16 protein-coding genes and 2 tRNA genes are annotated in these 14,802 nt (G+C 40.2%); 12 read left to right on the plus strand and 6 right to left on the minus strand.

Annotated elements, in window-relative coordinates; all coding sequences use genetic code 11:
- The first annotated feature begins 1 nt into the window (after position 1).
- The 4 genes from BA1_RS10565 to BA1_RS10580 all read left to right on the plus strand — a co-directional run bounded on the left by BA1_RS10565 (position 2) and on the right by BA1_RS10580 (position 2,285).
- A tRNA-Leu gene (locus tag BA1_RS10565) sits at positions 2-84 on the plus strand.
- A 37-nt stretch (positions 85-121) separates the two neighbouring features.
- Positions 122-203: transfer RNA gene (locus BA1_RS10570), tRNA-Leu, on the plus strand.
- Between the two features lie 512 nt (positions 204-715).
- Entirely contained in the window at positions 716-1,510 is a 795-nt protein-coding gene (locus BA1_RS10575) for a phosphotransferase (RefSeq protein ID WP_008358641.1), read from the plus strand.
- A 70-nt stretch (positions 1,511-1,580) separates the two neighbouring features.
- Positions 1,581-2,285, plus strand: a complete 705-nt coding sequence (locus tag BA1_RS10580) for a hypothetical protein (RefSeq protein WP_008358645.1) — start codon at positions 1,581-1,583, stop codon at positions 2,283-2,285.
- 36 nt (positions 2,286-2,321) lie between these two features.
- Here the strand turns inward: BA1_RS10580 and BA1_RS10585 are convergent, their stop codons facing one another.
- From BA1_RS10585 to BA1_RS10605, 5 genes are all read right to left on the minus strand, one after another.
- Entirely contained in the window at positions 2,322-2,870 is a 549-nt protein-coding gene (locus BA1_RS10585; protein ID WP_008358647.1) for a histidine phosphatase family protein, read from the minus strand.
- 78 nt (positions 2,871-2,948) lie between these two features.
- Entirely contained in the window at positions 2,949-3,140 is a 192-nt protein-coding gene (locus BA1_RS10590) for a hypothetical protein (protein ID WP_008358649.1), read from the minus strand.
- Between the two features lie 142 nt (positions 3,141-3,282).
- Complete coding sequence (locus tag BA1_RS10595) at positions 3,283-3,552, minus strand: hypothetical protein (protein ID WP_008358651.1); 270 nt, start codon at positions 3,550-3,552, stop codon at positions 3,283-3,285.
- A 66-nt stretch (positions 3,553-3,618) separates the two neighbouring features.
- Positions 3,619-4,308, minus strand: coding sequence for a DUF1963 domain-containing protein (locus tag BA1_RS10600; protein ID WP_008358653.1), 690 nt, complete (start codon positions 4,306-4,308; stop codon positions 3,619-3,621).
- 18 nt (positions 4,309-4,326) lie between these two features.
- Positions 4,327-5,130, minus strand: coding sequence for a DUF2262 domain-containing protein (locus BA1_RS10605; protein ID WP_008358655.1), 804 nt, complete (start codon positions 5,128-5,130; stop codon positions 4,327-4,329).
- A 543-nt stretch (positions 5,131-5,673) separates the two neighbouring features.
- Between BA1_RS10605 and ltaS the strand changes: the two genes are divergently transcribed.
- Both ltaS and lepB read left to right on the plus strand, forming a co-directional pair.
- Positions 5,674-7,617 carry a lipoteichoic acid synthase gene (gene ltaS, locus BA1_RS10610; RefSeq protein ID WP_034739123.1) on the plus strand — a complete coding sequence of 648 codons (1,944 nt, stop codon included), beginning with the start codon at positions 5,674-5,676 and terminating at the stop codon, positions 7,615-7,617.
- A gap of 156 nt (positions 7,618-7,773) precedes the next feature.
- Entirely contained in the window at positions 7,774-8,340 is a 567-nt protein-coding gene (gene lepB / locus BA1_RS10615; protein WP_008358658.1) for a signal peptidase I, read from the plus strand.
- Between the two features lie 45 nt (positions 8,341-8,385).
- On the opposite strand, the gene BA1_RS10620 is transcribed toward lepB, so the two are convergent.
- Positions 8,386-9,678: a homocysteine synthase gene (locus BA1_RS10620; protein ID WP_008358661.1), complete on the minus strand. Its 1,293-nt coding sequence runs from the start codon at positions 9,676-9,678 to the stop codon at positions 8,386-8,388.
- Between the two features lie 266 nt (positions 9,679-9,944).
- Here BA1_RS10620 and BA1_RS10625 point away from each other — a divergent pair, with 266 nt between their 5' ends.
- The 6 genes from BA1_RS10625 (at position 9,945) to BA1_RS10650 (ending at position 14,781) form a co-directional block, all read left to right on the plus strand.
- Entirely contained in the window at positions 9,945-10,100 is a 156-nt protein-coding gene (locus tag BA1_RS10625; RefSeq protein WP_034739115.1) for an FbpB family small basic protein, read from the plus strand.
- Between the two features lie 163 nt (positions 10,101-10,263).
- Positions 10,264-11,031: an ABC transporter ATP-binding protein gene (locus BA1_RS10630; RefSeq protein ID WP_008358663.1), complete on the plus strand. Its 768-nt coding sequence runs from the start codon at positions 10,264-10,266 to the stop codon at positions 11,029-11,031.
- A gap of 14 nt (positions 11,032-11,045) precedes the next feature.
- Positions 11,046-12,035, plus strand: coding sequence for an aliphatic sulfonate ABC transporter substrate-binding protein (locus BA1_RS10635; protein WP_008358665.1), 990 nt, complete (start codon positions 11,046-11,048; stop codon positions 12,033-12,035).
- An 80-nt stretch (positions 12,036-12,115) separates the two neighbouring features.
- Positions 12,116-12,868, plus strand: a complete 753-nt coding sequence (locus BA1_RS10640; RefSeq protein ID WP_420196202.1) for an ABC transporter permease — start codon at positions 12,116-12,118, stop codon at positions 12,866-12,868.
- Positions 12,869-12,882: 14 nt separating this feature from the next.
- On the plus strand, positions 12,883-14,025 hold the full coding sequence (gene ssuD, locus BA1_RS10645) for an FMNH2-dependent alkanesulfonate monooxygenase (protein WP_008358669.1): 1,143 nt from the start codon (positions 12,883-12,885) through the stop codon (positions 14,023-14,025).
- Positions 14,026-14,568: 543 nt separating this feature from the next.
- Positions 14,569-14,781 carry a hypothetical protein gene (locus BA1_RS10650; RefSeq protein ID WP_008358673.1) on the plus strand — a complete coding sequence of 71 codons (213 nt, stop codon included), beginning with the start codon at positions 14,569-14,571 and terminating at the stop codon, positions 14,779-14,781.
- The last annotated feature ends 21 nt before the right edge of the window (positions 14,782-14,802 follow it).

Here is a 14,802-nt window from a genome sequence, read left to right on the forward strand (position 1 = left end):
GGTTGTTGAATTTGCAGACACACAGGACTTAAAATCCTGCGGTAGGTGACTACCGTGCCGGTTCAAGTCCGGCCCTCGGCACCATTGTTTTTTTATATAAGTTGCGCTATTTAATGATCATGCCGGTGTGGCGGAATTGGCAGACGCGCACGACTCAAAATCGTGTTCCTCACGGAGTGCCGGTTCGACCCCGGCCACCGGTATCTATAATCGGTAATTGAATGAATGTACTGTCAATCTAATGCTTCTCTATTATGGAGAGGCATTTTTTTGTGTTTTAAATTTGCTTTGGTGTTTGCACAGGCAGCATGTAACATCATTCCTAAGAACAGATCATGAGTTTGAATCATCTAACGTCATAGTGAATTGCATTTCATTCTTGAATATTTCAGATAAACAGAAGATCCGTATCCCTTTCTAGAAAGCAAAGTGTTGAAAACTCCTTTAGTTGATCCATCCCATTTGATAATATAAAATTAGCGATCTAAAGAAAGGGCAACTTAATACCCTTGACATGGTTTACAAAATGAAAAGTTATACAGTCCTTCGTTTTAAGTATTCGATTACTTTTCTGTGTAAATCATTCAAGGGATACAGGGATGCATGCTGTGGACAATTATATTCCCTTTGCTAAGCAGGGACCTTTAGATAGCTGCTTTTATGTATAGGGAAAACTCCACCTCTGGCTGGTATCCCGTCTTTAGGGGGATTTTTAATGAAAAATCAATATAACAATGAAGAATTACTGACAGGCGGGAATGTCTCAAACGTCTATCGTTCGGGAGATACGGTTAGACGGGAATTAAAGCCAGGCAATAGCAACATACACAAATTATTAAAGCATTTGGAGAAAAAGAATTTCAATTATGCCCCAAAGTATTTAGGTATTGATGATGAAGGGAGAGAGATACTCTCTTTTATCGAAGGGGAGGCCGGCAATGATCCTGTAAAAGGCTATATGTGTTCTCATGATGTTTTAAAAGAAATAGCGAAAATGCTAAGACTTTACCACGATGCTGTAAGTGACTTTCCAATATCAGATGATTGGGAACGAATGGACAATACACCTAACCAAACAGAGGTGGTGTGCCATAATGATTTTGCCCTGTACAACATTATTTTTAATCATGGAAAACCTGTAGGAATCATTGATTTTGATGTTGCGGCTCCTGGTCCAAGACTTTGGGATATCGCCTATACACTTTACACTTGTGTCCCTCTTAGTAGATTCATTCGCACCGAGACTGGTAAGCTGGTTCAATATCATTCATTAGAACATGCAGATCCTATAAAATATAGGATTCAATTGTTTTTCGAATCCTATGGTGAGAAAATGGGAGAAAGTTTTTTGGATATGGTGTTGCTGCGCTTAGAGGGGTTATGTAAATACATGAAAAGAAAAGCACATGAAGGGGACATAGCTTTTCAGAAAATGATCGCTGAAGGGCATCTTGAACACTATCAAAAGGACTTGGAATTCATTCAGGCGCACGGAAAAGAATGGATTTAAGAGCAACCATCGTTTCATGGAGGGTTTGTCTTAGGATTAAATTGAATGTAAAAAAGGCGGCGTTATTCTATTGCAATCTACTACTATATTACGGGTCATCATTCAAGACGAGAGGTCAACACATGATCCGCATTTTAGACAGTACTGTGTACAAAAAGAGCAAGGGCTGCGTAAAGAGGCGCTAAAAGTCCTTGATTCCTTTATTGAAGAAATGAAGAAGAACGATTTTGAAACACAGCGTGTCTTTGTGGAGTGGGTGTTTGAGTGGATTGAACAGTTTGAGGATGGTCACCAGTTGCTTGTGTATCCGTTGGTGAATGGAATTATCCAGCCTGTTCTTCAAAAATGGATGAATATTGATCCATTGGATGTGAGACCGTATCGCTGGCAAGGTCTGTTTGTGCACCAAGGAGAAGCACTGCCTTATTTATTGAAGGCGGTAGAGCTTGGAGGCGGTGAGGAGCAGCGTGTGATTGTTCAGATTTGTGAAACCTATGTATCGGCGTTGTGGTATTCGTTTCACCATATACATGAAGATCTTTATTTAAGTACCTTTGAGATGGATCAAGAGCGAATTCAGGGCATTCAAGATGTCGTGATGCTGATACAAGATGAAAGGACACGTACCTATTATCAAAAACAAGCAGATTACTATACGCAGCTTTTATCGGACTGGATTAAATTTCAGCAAACGGAGACAAACGATTTTATGAAATGGTGTGCTGAGCGAGAGAAGTCGTATGAATGGGTGGAGACTTTTTATTATCGCCAATAGATATGATGGATAAACGACAGAATGTTTCTGTCGTTTTTATATGTCGAGCCATATGCGCTTTATTTCTAAATGATCTGGTCGAAAGTATTTTAGGACATAGACATCTGGGTTGCTGAGTGTTTTCCATTCATTGAATCCTATGTCCGGATCAGCATATTTGAGGAGCAGGCTCATGATATTGCCATGTGTGACAAAGAGGGTATGATCTTCTCCTCTTTTTATTTGTTCGTCAAGAGCTTCTACGATCCGGTTCATGGCTTCCTGACTGGATTCTCCGCCTTCATACGCGATGGTTAAATCCATAAAAGTGAGCTTTAGCTTTTCATACCAATCGTCCATTGGCTTGCTGCTTAACACACGTTCAGAGAGACGCTCATCCGTTTTTATCTTAAGCTGTTTTGTATGGGCAAGAGGCTGGCTGGTTTGGATCGCCCGTTTATAAGGACTTGAGATGATCTGATTGAGTTGTATGCTCGAAAAGAACTCGGCGAGTGTGTGTGATTGTGCGATGCCCTGCGGTGTTAAAGCCGCGTTTTTGGATTGTCCATCTGCTTGGCAGTGTCTGACGATATAATAGGTTTTCATGGGATTACACCTTTCATTGAGTAAATAGAGGATAAAAAAATCATCCAGTTTTGGATGAGCATTCACGAAAGTCTAGGTTCATTTGTTTGTATCTGTTTCTTTATAGGGATCTGTGAGCTTGGAGGTCAGGTCTAAATTGAATAAAAAATCATCTAAGGTGTCTGTACCAAAGGGAAGGGTGGAAAAGTTAATTGGGATACAGTCTTCTTGCGTTTCTGAAGTGATCGGTTGTTTGGGCTGCTTTTTTCTCCAGTTCTTAAACAAGCACATGTAGGGCCCCCTTTTCTAAGAAAAAGATGGATTTATACATAATATACGGGGAGAGTTGTCCGAGCGTCAATTGTTTTCTTCAAATGGGTCTATTCAATTTATACGAAAGAAGCCACAGGCAAGTGCGGCTCTTTATGAATATTTACATAGCATGACGTAATGCTTGCAGTAATTTACGTTCGCACCTTAAGTTGTATCGCTTTTTATGGAGTTTCTCCGTTTTAAACCTGCCAATGGCATGGCGAACATCTTGGTGATAAATGATCAGCTCTCTACTTGTTTGCTCATTTAATAACGCTTGAAACCAGCTATATTGTTTCAGATGTACTGCGTTCCTGGAGATATCCTCTTCATCTACCTGTAGAAAAGGGATATACAGAGCAAGGGTAAAGATGTCTAAAATAAAACCCATATCATCTCCTCCTTTCATATGGTTCATTACGCTTAGAAAAGAGGAAAGGTTTCATTCAATTGATCTCTAAAAACAATCCCAGTGCATCAACCATTCTTTCGTTTCTTTGTTGTAATAAAAATACATGGTGCCATGATCACCAATCATGAAACGAGGTTTTTCTTCTGAGGCGATTTGCAGCATGAATTCACCTTGCTTTTGATGGGGCGGAGATTGAATATAAGCCCCATATCCGCCGATTTTTGTGAACGAGTAATTTGAGTAGTGTTGAAAGAAGTAGTCTGTTGCTTCTTCACTTTCATTCACTTCTGATAAATCAACGTACGACCAAGCTTCCTCCCAGCACGGGTAGTCTTCTTGTTCACTTTCGCTCCACTGGATTTGAAAGGGTTTGATTCCTTTCACTTCTTCAGGGGTCTCAACGATTTCTAATCCTTCCATTGTTGAATATTCAATGAGCTTCCAGCCTTCACCGTTTTTGGTGATATCAATCGGAAGTGCTTTCTGGTTGAGAAAAATTTGTATCATCTTACATTCATCAAAGCCGTTTATTCCCCCTGGTACTTCTGGTAAATATATTTGCAAAATGGGAATCATAGCTTCGTCTTGATCTGTCGGCCATCCTTTATCAGGTTGCATGAAAAAATGACCGGCAAACCAGCTGTATCTAGATGGATCAGGACGAAATCCGCCAATCTTGGCCGTGACTGGTGTTTTCCCTATTTGATTTAATTCATGATAAGCCTTGATCTCCATTTAACATCTCTCCATCCATTAGCCTGCAATATGTGCATCCTGAAACGTGCCATTGATATTTCCAGTGACAATGATGACATGTCCCCAAAATACATCACCGTCATGATAGTAGGCTTCAAATTCTCCATTTGGATAAGCATGGAGGCTTTCCAGTGACATGCGGTTAATCAATTGATCTTGCGAGATCTCTTCTTGATGTTCAGCCGAGTCGTCTTGTTCCTGCCAATCTTTGGCTAATTCAATCAGTTTATTTGCCGCAAATGATTTAATAGAGGAATCCCATTTAGCCTGTTCTTGTACGAGTTGTCTAGCGGTTTGGAGAGAGGCGGCTATGTCTTCGTCTTCTTCAAGATTGAAGTAGAGAAGGCTTTCCTGGTTGCCCCATTGGATGGTTGTTTCAAATAAGTCCAGTCCTTTTACTAATTCAAAGGTGCCCAATTTGTCATCGTGATAAAAGACAGGTTTTTGAGCCTCTTCTAATATCTCTTCAAGATCTCTATCCTCGGTATCTGTATCGCTAAGTGATACGAGCATGAATTCACCTTCACCTTTTCGAACCTGAAGTCTAACGATTGATTCTTGATGTATTTGTGCTTGTTTTTCTCGTAATCCCTTGTCATCTGTTAACCAGCACAGTCTCATTTTTTCGGTTGTGATTCGGTCATTTTCCTTCCAAGCAATGAGTGGAATGGAAGCGGTCCAAAGCGTTTCTTTTCCTGCTTTTCCTGCACCGACCCCAGAAGGTCCTGTGACAGCTATGATGTCTATCACTTCTTCTGAAAATCTTTGTTCAAATGTGTTGATTTGTTTGTTCGTTTTCATAGGATGTCCCCCAGCTTGATTGATTGATTGATTGATGGAGCTATACCTTTATCACACCGTACATTGGCAGAGGAAATCAAGCTTTTTTTTTTAAAACTGTTTTTAGGTTTATAGAAGCAGAGCGGATACATGGATTGTTGGAGGTTGAGTCACAATAAAAGAGCAAATGGGCTGAGATCGAATTTTGTATAATTTTGGGTAAATAAGTCGAAAAGCCTAGGTGATTCTTCCTTTTCTTTATAATTACTTTGACACGATTAGATGAAAAAAGTAAAGTAGTACTGAGTGATTTACAAAACCTTCATGATTCACTGAAATGTGAAGTTTTAGTAAATTTAGTGTAAATGGATAATTTTCCTTTTATTTACTCGTATTTTTTTTGAAACTTATGATGCTTCTCATTCGTTATATTAAAGGAGCACATGTAGCCAGCGGAGACAGAGCATCGGAATAACTGGTGCAGAAGATTTACATTTGCAAAATGAATGTAAATTTTTTATGATTTCATTTATATCAGATCGAAATGAAGAAAGAAGAGGTTTTATGAAAAAAATATTTGCGAACAAATATAGCTTTTTTGTTTTGGCTGTTCTTTTATTTTGGGCAAAATCGTATACAGCTTACAAAATGGACTTTAATTTAGGAGTCAAAGGTTCTTTTCAAGAGGGGCTTCTTTTATTAAATCCATTCAGTTCAGCCATTGTGTTTTTAGGACTTGCTCTCTTTTTGAAGGGGCGTAAATCTGCCATTGTTTTAATTGTCATTGATTTTATTATGACCGCACTTTTATATGCGAATGTAGCGTATTACCGTTTCTTTGATGACTTTTTGACTTTCCCAACTATGAAGCAAGCGGGCAATCTTGGGGGAGGCATGACTGGCGGTGTGTTAGCCAGCATTAAGCCGCATGACCTTTTGTACTTCATTGATATCATTATTTTAATTGCTATTGTCATTTGGAGACCAGAAGTGAAGAAGTTCCAAATGAAAAAGACGTTTGCACTGCTGATTGTGGCTGCGGGTGTTGGACTGTTCTTTGTCAATCTACATTTAGCTGAAAAGGATCGTCCTGAATTATTAACGAGAACATTTGATCATAAATATATTGTCAAATATTTAGGTGTTTATAACTATGCGATTTATGACGGTGTGCAAACGGCGCAAAATGCAACGCAGGTAGCAAATGCAAGCAGTGACGATTTAACGGATGTTGTGAACTACACGACCTCTCATTATGCGAAGCCAAATGCTGAGTATTTTGGTCAAGCAAAAGGGAAAAACATCATTAAAATTCATTTAGAAAGCTTCCAGTCGTTCTTAATTGACTACAAATTAAATGGAGAAGAAGTCACGCCATTTTTAAACAAGCTGGCTCATGGTAAAGATGATTTTACGTATTTCGATAACTTCTTCCATCAGACTGGTCAAGGGAAGACATCTGATGCTGAGCTGATGATGGATAATAGTATGTTTGGCTTGCCAGAGGGTGCAGCGTTTGTGACAAAAGGTGAAAATACCTTCCAATCACTTCCTGCGATCCTAGATCAAAAAGCAGGCTATACAAGTGCAGTGCTCCACGGTGACTATAAATCTTTTTGGAACCGTGACACGATTTATAAGCATATGGGAATTGATCAATTCTTCGATGCTTCATATTACAACATGGATGAAGAAAACCTTGTGAATATGGGTCTGAAGGATAAGCCGTTCTTTAAAGAATCAATCCCAATGTTAGAATCGTTGAAAAAGCCATTTTATGCCCATTTAATGACTCTCACAAATCACTATCCATTTAATTTAGATGAAAAAGATGCGACGATCGCTAAGGCAACAACTGGCGATAAAACCGTAGATAATTACTTCCAAACAGCAAGATATTTGGATGAGTCATTAGAGCAATTCTTTAAGGACTTGAAAAAATCAGGTCTTTATAAAGATTCGGTGATTCTATTATATGGTGACCATAACGGTATTTCTGAGAACCATAACCGTGCAATGAGCGAAATCCAAGGGAAAGAAATTACCCCTTATCAAAATGCACAAAATCAGCGTGTTCCGCTCATGATTCGTATCCCTGGAAAACAGGGCGGCGTGAACCATACGTATGGCGGTGAAGTCGACGTGATGCCAACACTTCTTCACTTACAAGGTATTGATTCAAATGAGTTCGTGAATTTTGGGACAGATCTATTTTCTAAACAGCATGATCAAACCGTTGCATTCCGTAATGGAAACTATGTGACACCGAAATATACCCTTGTAGATAATACAGTCTACGATACAAAAACGGGTAAAGTTGTGAAACAAAATAAAAAGACAGAAGCAATTAAAGCCCGTGTTGATAATCAGTTAAGCCTTTCAGATAAAGTGCTCTACAGGGATCTTCTTCGATTCCATAAACTATCTGATTTTAAACCAGTGAATCCATCTGATTATTTCTATGGTAAAACAAACAAAGAGAACGAGGCGGATTCTTCTGCTAACTAACTGAGTTTTGGGCAAGCACAGAAAGGTGCTTGCCTTTTTCTCTCTCAGCATGATTTGTTGGCAAAATATGTTTATATTTAGGGAGGAAACAAGTGTGACGTCAGCGGCCAGCTGGCGAAAAACTCATTTCGTCCTAGGGGATTTCAGGAGGAGCTTATGACGACAAATACAAAAACACAAAAAAAGAAATCAGAGTTATGGGGCTGGATCAAAGCCATCTTAATCGCATTTATTGCTGTTTTTATCATTCGTAACTTTTTATTCGCACCGTATATTGTGAAAGGGACTTCTATGAAACCGACCCTGCATGATACAGAGCGGGTTTTTGTGAATAAAACCGTTGATTACTTCGGCGATTATAAACGGGGACAGATCATCGTTCTTGATGGGGAAGACCGCAGCACTCACTATGTGAAACGATTGATTGGTTTACCTGGTGATAAAATCGAAATGAAAAATGACCAGCTGTATGTGAATGGTAAAAAAGTATCTGAGCCTTATTTAGAGTCAAACAAAAAGAAAGCAGAAGCAGACGGCACTTTGCTGACGCCTGATTTTGGTCCTCTTACCGTTCCTAAAGGGAAGTACTTTGTGATGGGTGACAATCGCCAAAATTCAATGGACAGCCGCAACGGTTTAGGTCTTTTTACAAAGAGTGATATTCAAGGGACAACATCATTTGTGTTTTATCCCATCCAAGATATTCGTTTACTCAATCATTAATCAAATAGATCAAAAAAAGCACACCCGTGTGCTTTTTTTGTTTGTTTAAGACTGACTTTTTGAAATCGCCTGTTCTAGATCTGCCAAAATGTCTTCAATCGCTTCTGTTCCAACAGATAAACGGATGAGTTCTGGTGTAACGCCTGTCGCTTTTTGCTCTGCTTCACTTAATTGTTGATGCGTTGTGCTGGCAGGATGAATAATCAGTGACTTAGAATCGCCCACGTTGGCAAGGTGTGAGAAAAGCTGGACGGAATCAATGAGCTTTTTCCCTGCTTCTCGCCCACCTTTAATACCGAATGTGAGGATGGCTCCTTGTCCTTTTGGTAAATAGGTTTGAGCCAGCTCAAAGGATTCATGGCCTTCAAGACCTGGATAGCTTACCCATTCTACAAGAGGATGCTCCTGTAAAAATTGTGCGGTCTTCAATGCATTTTCACTATGACGCTCAAGACGTAGATGCAATGTTTCTAAGCCTTGCAAAAGTAAAAATGAGTTGAATGGTGATAAAGCCGCCCCTAAATCACGTAAGAGCTGTACACGTGCTTTTGTGATATAAGCCGCTTCTCCAATCGCTTCGGTATACGTCAGTCCATGATAGCTTGGGTCTGGTTCCGTCAGTCCTTTGAACTTATCACTGTCAGCCCACGGGAATTGACCACTATCGACGATGACTCCGCCAATAGATGTGCCGTGGCCGCCAATAAATTTCGTCGCTGAATGGACGACAATGTCTGCACCAAACTCAATAGGTCTTAACAAATAAGGACTGGCAAGCGTGTTGTCCACAATAAGTGGAATATGGTGCTTGTGTGCAATGGCTGAGACGGCTTTAATATGTAAAATGTCGCCTTTGGGGTTCCCGATACTCTCTGCATAGACAGCTTTTGTTTTGTCTGTAATGGCCGCTTCGAGTTCTTCAAGGTTAGATGAATCTACAAATTTCACGGTAATGCCAAGCTTTTTTAATGTATGGGCAAATAGATTGTATGTGCCGCCATAAAGACTGCTGGAGGATACGATTTCATCGCCAGCACCTGCAATGTTTAAAATGGAATAAGTAGTAGCTGCTTGTCCAGAAGAGACGGCAAGCGCACCAATTCCACCTTCAAGCGCTGCGATCCGTTTTTCAAACACGTCATTTGTAGGATTCATAATACGTGAATAAATATTGCCAGGTTCCTGAAGTCCAAATAAATTCGCTGCATGCTCACTATCTCTAAAACCGAAAGAGCTTGTTTGATAAATAGGTACAGCTCTTGAATAGGTGGCTGAATCAAGTTCCTGACCTGCGTGAATGGCTTTTGTTTCTAGATGAAATTGAAGATCTTCTGACATGTGTGTATCCTCCTTTTGTTAGATAAAACCAACTATTTTGATAAGAAATATTTAATAAGACTATAAATCTTGTTTCCTGTCCGGTCAATGATTTTTTAGATAAATCTGAAAAAACAATAATTATAGTTGACAGGTCGGAATAGTGTGTATTAACATGACCATACTGAAAACATCAACAAGAATAGCTGATCGGTCAACCGAAGGCTCTATCACTTATCATGAGTGAAGGGCCTTTTTTTTTATTTTAATTAGAAGGGAAGATGAACATGGAAAAAAAGAAAAAACGAAGAAAATACAGAAGACATCTGGATCTTACACTAGACATTTTGATTGAGCGGAACAAATATGAGATTTACAGTAATCAAGAACGAATAGAAGCGATTTACGATCGAATTGATGAAAAGCATACAAGGTCGAAATAACTATTTTATAAAATATAGTTGATTTATAGGGATAATATGATTTAGGATGGTGCTAACAAATCAATATGAACAGCTGATCGGACAACACGAAGGCTCTTATCTCTCTTTTGGGATAAGGGCCTTTCTGTGTATATGCAAGAAGACAAGAGGAGTGAAGGGTGCAGTGACAATTTCCATTGATATTGTGGGGAAGTCTTTTTGGAAAGACAAACAAACCATTCAAGTGCTTGAGGACGTGAGGCTCACCATCGTTCCTGGTGAATTCGTGACGGTGATTGGTCCGAGCGGATGCGGGAAAAGTACATTGCTGAAGATCATTGGAGGGCTTGATACAGATTATGAAGGAGAGATCGTGATAGGAGAAAGGCGTGTGACAGAACCAGGAATGAAACAGGGCTTTATCTTTCAAGAGCATCGCTTGTTTCCGTGGCTGACGGTCGAAGAAAATATCGCTGCCAATTTCAATTTAAAACAAGCAGCTATACGCCGAAAAGTGGATGAATTGATTGAGATTGTTCGGTTAAAAGGTTTTGAACATGCTTATCCACATGAGCTTTCGGGCGGAATGTCACAACGTGTAGCCATCGCAAGAGCACTCCTGCGTGATCCGGAGATTTTACTGCTTGATGAACCATTTGGTGCGCTGGATGCATTTACACGGAAACACCTACAAGATGTGCTGCTGGATATTTGGCAGGAGAAAAGAACCACGATGGTGCTTGTCACTCATGATATTGATGAATCCATTTATTTAGGCAATGAAATTGTGCTGTTACAGGCAAGACCCGGCCGAATTCATAAAATCCTTCCCGTGAATTTACCGTTTCCGCGGAATAGAACTTCAACAGCCTTTCAGAGCTTAAGACAAAAGGTGCTTTCAGAATTTGAGAAAACAGATGAGCTGTTATTGACGGATGGCTCAGGAATTTAAGGAGGTCAAATCGGATGAAAAGGCAAAATAGAATCGCTCTCTTTCTGGTTCTCCTCCTTGTATTAGCAGGGTGTGATCAAAGCGTCAATGGATCAGAAAACAAGCCGAAAGAGATTCGGATTGGCATTCAGCAAAGTCTAAGTCCACTACTTTTAGCAAAGGAAAAAGGATGGTTTGAACAATCATTTGAAAAAGAAGGTGTGAAAGTCAAGTGGGTGGAGTTTCAAAGTGGTCCTCCCCAATTCGAAGGACTGGCCGCTAATCAATTAGATTTTTCTCAGGTTGGTAACTCACCTGTTATAGCTGGCCAGGCAGCAGGAATTGATTTTAAGGAAATTGGTTTATCTCAGGATGGATTGAAGGCGAATGGGATTTTAGTGAACAAGAACAGTGAGATTCAAAAAGTAGAAGATTTAAAAGGGAAAAAAATTGCTGTTGCGAAAGGGAGCAGTGGTTTTGACTTTTTATACAAAGTGTTAGATCAGGTAGGATTGTCTGCAAAGGATGTTCAGATCATTCAGTTGCAGCCGGATGAAGCAATATCTGCGTTTGAGAATGGGTCTGTTGATGCTTGGGCGATTTGGGAGCCGTTCTTATCACTTGAAACGATACAAAAAGGGGCAAAACTGCTGGTCAATGGAGAAGCGACCGATTTATATTCTCCAGGATTCACACTTGTCAGAACCAAGTTTGCCGATCAGCATCCTGAACTGGTGGTGCAATTTTTAAAAGTTTATGACAAAGCGGTGAAATGGCAGAAAGCAAATCAACAGGAAGCCATTACACTATATGCTCGTTTGAAGCAGTTAGATCAGAAGGTAGTGACACAAGTATTAAACAATACAGAGCCGCTCAATGAGCCCATTTCTAAGAAGATCATAAATGCCCAGCAGCATACAGCTGATTTTCAATATCAAACAAAGGCGATTCAGCGGAAGATTGATGTCAGTCAGGTGGTAGATAATTCGTTTATTGAAAAAATGCTGAAAGAGGAGAAGAATTGATGAAAGCTGTATCTAATCCAGCTCTTGTGACGAAAACCGAGAGACCGAAGAAAAAGAGGAGAAAAGCTTCATCCTTGATCATGTTAAAAGGACTTGTATTACCTGTTTTACTCATTGTGATTTGGCAGGTAACTGCTGTTTTCCAAATCGTTTCTTCGACTGTACTTCCTGCCCCCACTGTCATTGCGGAATCTTTTCGAGAGTTGATCCGTTCCGGTGAGCTGTTTGGCCATCTTTATATCAGTCTTTACAGAGCGATTTGCGGGTTTTTACTTGGGGGAGGTTTAGGACTTGTGATGGGCGTGTGTGTCGGTTTTTCTAGGAAAACAGAGCAGTATGTAGATCCGACCTTGCAGATGCTGAGAACAGTTCCTCATTTAGCGGTGACACCTTTATTTATTCTTTGGTTTGGTTTTGATGAATCAGCGAAAATTTTATTGATTGCACTTGGGGCTTTTTTTCCGATCTATATTAATACCTTTTTAGGGATTCGCAGTGTAGACAATAAGCTGTTTGATGTGGCTCGCGCTTTAGAGTTTAATCTGTATCAAAATATCACAAAGCTGATTTTACCTGCTGCCCTTCCACATATTCTTCTGGGCGTGAGGCTTTCATTGGGCATTGCCTGGCTTGGTTTAGTCGTGGCTGAATTAATGGGGTCGAGCAGTGGTGTCGGCTATATGATTATGGATGCAAGGCAATTCTCGCAAACGGATAAAGTGTTTGTAGGGATTATCATCTTTGCGGTAGTTGGTAAAGTGACAGATTCATTTGTACGTCTGTTAGAAAAGCGTCTGCTTAGGTGGCGCACAAGTTATCAAGGTGAAAAATAATTGGAGGCGATGTGATGAATATTCTATGGTTTATTCCAACTCACGGGGATGGTCGTTATTTAGGATCATCAAAAGGTGCAAGACAGGCAGACTATCCATATTTTAAACAAATTGCTCAAGCTGCTGATCAGCTTGGTTATACGGGGGTCTTGCTGCCTACAGGAAGATCTTGTGAAGATCCATGGCTGACGGCTGCTGCTTTAGCGGCAGAAACAACTCATTTAAAGTTTCTTGTGGCTTTGCGGCCGGGTTTGATGCAGCCGTCTGTTGCTGCTAGAATGACCTCCACACTCGATCGACTTTCAGGCGGGAGGCTGCTGATCAATGTTGTGGCGGGCGGAAGTAAAGAAGAACTTGCAGGTGATGGGCTATTGATTTCTCATGATGAACGCTACGAGGCAACAGAGGAATTTTTAACCATTTGGAAGCGGCTATTGAAAGGGGAGAAGGTACAGTTTCAAGGAAAGCATTTGCAATCACAAAATGGACAGTTGCTATTTCCACCAGCTCAAACGCCACATCCACCCGTCTTTTTTGGTGGATCATCAGAAGCAGGAATTCAAACAGCTGCAAAGCATACAGATGTTTATTTAACTTGGGGCGAGCCGCCTGCACAAGTAAAGGAAAAAATCGCACAAGTGAAGAAGCAGGCTGAAAAGGAAGGAAGAACGGTGAAGTTTGGTATTCGTCTTCATGTGATTGTGAGAGAAACGGAAGATGAGGCTTGGCAGGCAGCGGAACATCTGATTCGTCATTTAGATCAAAAGACGATTGATGAGGCGCAAAAGGCTTTACAAGGGATGGACTCAGTAGGGCAAAAACGAATGGTTGAATTACATCAAGGGAATAAAGAAAAGCTTGAAATTAGCCCGAATCTTTGGGCAGGCATTGGTTTAGTTCGTGGCGGTGCCGGAACAGCGCTCGTCGGTGACCCGCAAACAGTGGCAGAACGTATCGTAGAATATCAATCTCTCGGTATTGATACATTTATCTTTTCTGGTTATCCGCACTTAGAAGAGGCTTATCATTTAGCAGAACTTGTTTTCCCGCTTCTTCCATTTAAAAGAAATGGTGATGCAAGACTTCATGTGCCAGCTGGAGAAATTATAGGGAACCATTACTTCCCTGATACAGCCTCTGCTGCAAGTTCGTCATAAATGAAAAGCAAAGCAGCCCAGCGAGTGTGGCTGCTTTGCTTTTTTATATAGAAAAACAAGAACGTAAAAAGGTGTGTGCGGTTGAAGAAGGTAAGGGCTTTTTTCCCAATGCGCTTTCTTGTATATACATATTTCGAGTGGCAAGAGAAGAAGGAAAATATACTCACTCTTTTGTCCGAATTATCAGTAAATATTTCATAATTGGTCTGTTAACGACATATAAACAGGACTTTTATATCTGATATATCGGGGGAATTCTTTCTAGCTCACAAAAATGAAAGAATATATAGAACAGATGATAAAAATGAACTATTTGAAAAGAAACAGAAAAAAGATGGTTTTATTGACATTATATGGTTTTTATGGGCATTCTGTTGTGGTAGAAAATAGTAAAATAGAGAGTGTCTATCCAGTCGAAAGGGAGTAATTGAATAAAAAGTCACATTTTCAGCGAAAGTACGTTCCCTCAAAAATGGGATCTTCTGTTGATGTTTGAAGTGTGACGCCTATGATACGATCATCATAAGCTGGGAGGTGAAAAGTATGACTTATGCAGCGCCGCAAGTTGACTATTCCACTATGGAACCTGCTATTATGGACCAAGCTTGGTTCTTAGTATTTATTGCAGTCCTTCTCGGATTGGGAGCAACAGTTGTTCTAGGAGCAGCAGTTTGGTGTTTAGCAAACGGCAAGGGCAGCTTTACAGGAGCCGTTCAGTGGGAAAGTGGCTTAAAAGTCCAAATTGAATGTAAGTAGCTATACTTAGGATTCATCTTT

The organism is Bacillus xiamenensis (genome assembly GCF_000300535.1).
Classification (GTDB): domain Bacteria; phylum Bacillota; class Bacilli; order Bacillales; family Bacillaceae; genus Bacillus; species Bacillus xiamenensis.

Excerpts from the sequence above, each read along its gene's own strand:
- BA1_RS10575 (WP_008358641.1), top strand. The coding sequence starts at position 716 with ATGAAAAATCAATATAACAATGAAGAATTACTGACAGGCGGGAATGTC.
- BA1_RS10585 (WP_008358647.1), bottom strand. The coding sequence starts at position 2,870 with ATGAAAACCTATTATATCGTCAGACACTGCCAAGCAGATGGACAATCC.
- BA1_RS10590 (WP_008358649.1), bottom strand. The coding sequence starts at position 3,140 with ATGTGCTTGTTTAAGAACTGGAGAAAAAAGCAGCCCAAACAACCGATC.
- BA1_RS10595 (WP_008358651.1), bottom strand. The coding sequence starts at position 3,552 with ATGGGTTTTATTTTAGACATCTTTACCCTTGCTCTGTATATCCCTTTT.
- BA1_RS10600 (WP_008358653.1), bottom strand. The coding sequence starts at position 4,308 with ATGGAGATCAAGGCTTATCATGAATTAAATCAAATAGGGAAAACACCA.
- BA1_RS10605 (WP_008358655.1), bottom strand. The coding sequence starts at position 5,130 with ATGAAAACGAACAAACAAATCAACACATTTGAACAAAGATTTTCAGAA.
- ltaS (WP_034739123.1), top strand. The coding sequence starts at position 5,674 with ATGAAAAAAATATTTGCGAACAAATATAGCTTTTTTGTTTTGGCTGTT.
- lepB (WP_008358658.1), top strand. The coding sequence starts at position 7,774 with ATGACGACAAATACAAAAACACAAAAAAAGAAATCAGAGTTATGGGGC.
- BA1_RS10620 (WP_008358661.1), bottom strand. The coding sequence starts at position 9,678 with ATGTCAGAAGATCTTCAATTTCATCTAGAAACAAAAGCCATTCACGCA.
- BA1_RS10625 (WP_034739115.1), top strand. The coding sequence starts at position 9,945 with ATGGAAAAAAAGAAAAAACGAAGAAAATACAGAAGACATCTGGATCTT.
- BA1_RS10635 (WP_008358665.1), top strand. The coding sequence starts at position 11,046 with ATGAAAAGGCAAAATAGAATCGCTCTCTTTCTGGTTCTCCTCCTTGTA.
- BA1_RS10640 (WP_420196202.1), top strand. The coding sequence starts at position 12,116 with ATGTTAAAAGGACTTGTATTACCTGTTTTACTCATTGTGATTTGGCAG.
- ssuD (WP_008358669.1), top strand. The coding sequence starts at position 12,883 with ATGAATATTCTATGGTTTATTCCAACTCACGGGGATGGTCGTTATTTA.
- BA1_RS10650 (WP_008358673.1), top strand. The coding sequence starts at position 14,569 with ATGACTTATGCAGCGCCGCAAGTTGACTATTCCACTATGGAACCTGCT.